At 65.7% G+C, this 3,680-nt stretch carries 5 protein-coding genes; all 5 read right to left on the reverse strand.

Features of this window, described 5'->3' with window-relative positions; all coding sequences use genetic code 11:
* The coding region (gene ftsX, locus A5702_RS00065; protein WP_068217218.1) for a permease-like cell division protein FtsX at positions 1-691 on the reverse strand (691 nt) is incomplete at its 3' end.
* Entirely contained in the window at positions 692-1,381 is a 690-nt protein-coding gene (gene ftsE, locus A5702_RS00070) for a cell division ATP-binding protein FtsE (protein ID WP_055403053.1), read from the reverse strand.
* A 43-nt stretch (positions 1,382-1,424) separates the two neighbouring features.
* Entirely contained in the window at positions 1,425-1,901 is a 477-nt protein-coding gene (locus tag A5702_RS00075) for a hypothetical protein (RefSeq protein WP_068217221.1), read from the reverse strand.
* Entirely contained in the window at positions 1,898-2,893 is a 996-nt protein-coding gene (locus A5702_RS00080; protein ID WP_055403037.1) for a mechanosensitive ion channel family protein, read from the reverse strand. Before A5702_RS00080 ends, A5702_RS00075 begins: the two co-directional genes overlap by 4 nt.
* Positions 2,883-3,680 (reverse strand): peptide chain release factor 2 (gene prfB / locus A5702_RS00085; protein WP_068217223.1); only part of this gene is annotated, 798 nt, incomplete at its 5' end. The genes prfB and A5702_RS00080, both read right to left, overlap by 11 nt.

Consider the following 3,680-nt stretch of genomic DNA (forward strand, 5'->3'; position numbering starts at 1 on the left):
CGATGGCCGCGGCCAGCATGGCCTCTAACAGGAACGGCAGCTGGGTGTACCAGCGGCTGGCGCCGACCAGCCGCATGATCCCGATCTCGGTGCGTCGCGTGTAGGCGGCGACCTGGACCATGTTGGCAATCAGCAGGATTGCGCCCACGGCCTGTACCAGCGCGACGGCGAACGCGGCGTTGCGCAGTCCGTCCAGCACGGCGAACAACCGGTCGATCAAATCCTTTTCGTTGAGGATGCTGCGCACCCCGGGCTGGCCCTGCATCGCGGCGTCGAACTCCGCGTGCTGTTCGGGGTTGTTCAGCTTGACGATGAACGACGCCGGAAACGATTCTTTGCCCGCAACGTCTTTGAACTCCGGGAACTTCTTGATCGCGTCGTTGTAAGCGTCCTGCCGGTTGACGAAGCGCACCGACTTGACGTCCTGGCGCGCATCGATCTTGTCCCGCAGCGCTTTACACGGACCCGACGCGCAGGTCGCGTCGTTGGCGGAGATGTCGTCGGTGAGGAACACCTGCGTCTCGACGCGATCGAGATAGATCTCGCGCGAGTTGTCGGCCAACCGGACCACCAGCAGGCCACCGCCGAACAGCCCGATGGAGATCGCCGTGGTCAGGATCATCGCGGCCGTCATCGTGACGTTGCGACGAAGACCGGTCAGGACCTCGTTGAACAGGAAGCCAAAGCGCACTTAGCGGTCCATCCCATAGATGCCGCGTTGCTCGTCACGAACCAGCCGCCCCAAGGACAGCTCCACGACGCGCTGACGCATCGAGTCGACGATGTGGTGGTCGTGCGTCGCCATCAGCACCGTCGTCCCCGTGCGGTTGATCCGCTCCAACAAATCCATGATGTCCTTACTGGTGTCTGGGTCGAGATTGCCAGTCGGCTCGTCGGCCAAGAGAACCAGGGGCCGGTTCACGTAGGCGCGGGCGATCGCCACGCGTTGCTGCTCGCCACCGGACAACTCGTGCGGCAGCCGGTTGGCCTTGCCGGACAGGCCGACGGTTTCCAGCACCTCGGGCACCACCCGGTTGATCGCGTCGGTCCGCCGGCCGATCACCTCCAGCGCGAACGCGACGTTCTCGTACACGGTCTTCTGCTGCAACAGCCGGAAGTCCTGAAAGACGGTCCCGATCACCTGGCGCAGCTTCGGGACGTGCCGCCCGCGCAGCTTGTTGACGTGGAACTTCGACACCCGGATGTCGCCGGAGGTCGGGTTCTCCTCGCCGAGCAGCAGCCGCATGAACGTCGACTTACCGGAGCCCGACGGGCCGATCAGGAAGACGAATTCACCCTTGTCGATTTTGACGCTGACGTCCTCCAACGCCGGACGCGCCGACGCTTTGTACTTCTTGCTGACATGGTCGAGGGTGATCATCACGGCACGCCAGTGTAGCCGTGATTTTCGCTGGCAAGCCAAGTCAACTGGCTGGCAGCGGCGAACTGGGCGCCGGTCCGGGCCCCGGCTGCGGGAGCGGAGACGGCGGTGTGGGCGGGCTTGTGCTGGGCGGACAGAACGGCGCCGGCAGCAGGCAGGGCAGCTGCGGGAGCTGCAACGGCGGCGTCGTCGTGGTCGTCGTCACCGGCGGTGGCGGGGGCGCGGGCGACGGCGTGCTCGTCGGGGTCGGCGTGTGCGTGGTGGCCGGCGGCTCCTGCACGCGGCTGCGGGGCACCCACGTGTAGTTGGGGTCGGGCACGAAGCCCGGCGGCACCACTTGCTGCGCCGGCGGCTTGGGCGCCGCTTCGGGGCGGTAAGTGTCGTAGACCCACCACACCGCGAAAAAGGCGATGATCAGCACCAGGGTGGACGTGCGGACCCGCCCGCCGAACATGTACTTCGGCCAGCGATGTTCGGTGTCTTCGCTGCGTTTCTCGAAAAGGCTCAGGGTCAATTTCAACGTTTCTGCACCGCACCTTGGACGTCGTCGCCGGCTACCTCCTCGGCAGCCTGGGCGACCGGCACGGACGGGTCGTCGACCAGGCCCACGGTCGCGTCCGCCGCCGTCACGATGCCGACGCGGGCCAGCGCCCGGATGACCAGGACGCGCAGCTGCCGCCCGGCCTCGAACTGCTTGCCGGGCAGCGTGCGGGCCACCAGGCGAAGGGTGACGGTGTCGACCTCGATGCTCTCCACACCCATCACGGTGGGCGCATCCAGCAGCAACTCGCCTAGCCCCGGGTTGTCCATCGCGCGGTCGCACTCCTGGTGCAAGACCTCGTTGACCCGGTTCAGGTCTGCGCTGGTGGACACCGGGATGTCGACCACCGCGCGGGCCCAGTCCTTGGACAGGTTGACCACCTTGACGATCTGCCCGTTCGGAATGGTCAACACCTCGCCGTCCGGTGAGCGCAGTCGCGTCACCCGCAACGTCACGTTCTCGACCGTGCCGCTGGCCTCCGTCGAGGAGACGACGGTGAGGGTGACCAGGTCACCGAAGCCGTACTGGCGCTCGGCGAGGATGAAGAAGCCCGAGAGCAGGTCCCGCACCAGCTGCTGCGCGCCGAAACCCAGGGCGGCGCCGACCACGGTGGCCGGCGCGACCAGTCCCCCGACCGAAAACTGCAGCACGCTGGCGATCTGCATCATCACCCAGATGCCGATGAGGACCACCGACACCCAGGAGATCACCGAGGCCATCGCCTGACGGTGCTTGGTGGCCTCCGAGCGCACCAGCGCGTCGCTCTCGGCGAAGCCCAGGTTGAGTTGACGGGTCACCTGCTGAGCCACCCAGTTGACGAACCGGGCCGCCAGCACCGCGACGATCAGCACCATGACGATCCGCAGACCGCGCGTGATGATCCATTGACCGATTTCGCCGCGCCAAAATTCGTGCCAGCCCAGCGCCTTTATCGAGGCGGTCGAGGCTTGAAGAGTTGTGTTAGTCGTCATCTTTTCGGTTGCGCCACCGGATTCCCGCTTCCAGGAACCCGTCGATGTCCCCGTCCAGGACGGCCGCCGGGTTGCCGACCTCGTACTCGGTCCGCAGGTCCTTGACCATCTGGTACGGGTGCAGGACGTAGGAGCGCATCTGGTTGCCCCACGAACTGCCGCCTTCGCCTTTCAACGCGTCCAGCTCCGCGCGTTCTTCGGAACGCTTGCGCTCCAACAACTTTGCCTGAAGCACGCGCATCGCCGAGATCTTGTTCTGCAGTTGCGATTTTTCGTTCTGGCAAGTCACGACGATACCCGTTGGGATGTGGGTTAAACGAACCGCCGAGTCGGTGGTGTTCACCGACTGCCCGCCCGGGCCGCTGGAACGGTAAACGTCAACGCGCACATCGCCTTCCGGTATGTCGATGTGATCGGTGGTCTCCACCACAGGAAGAACCTCGACTTCGGCGAACGACGTCTGACGTCGGCTCTGGTTGTCGAACGGGCTGATCCGCACCAGCCGATGGGTGCCCTGCTCGACCGACAACGTGCCGTACGCGAACGGGGCGTGCACCGCGAACGTCGCGCTCTTGATGCCCGCCTCTTCGGCGTAGGAGGTGTCGAACACCTCGACGGGATACTTGTGTTGCTCGGCCCACCGCATGTACATGCGCATCAGCATCTCGGCCCAGTCGGCGGCGTCCACCCCGCCGGCGCCGGAGCGGATGGTGACCAACGCCTCGCGCTCGTCGTACTCACCCGAGAGCAGCGTGCGCACCTCGGTGGCCTCTATATCCGCGCGCAG

It is taken from the genome of Mycobacterium sp. E3339 (assembly GCF_001666915.1).
GTDB lineage: Bacteria > Actinomycetota > Actinomycetes > Mycobacteriales > Mycobacteriaceae > Mycobacterium.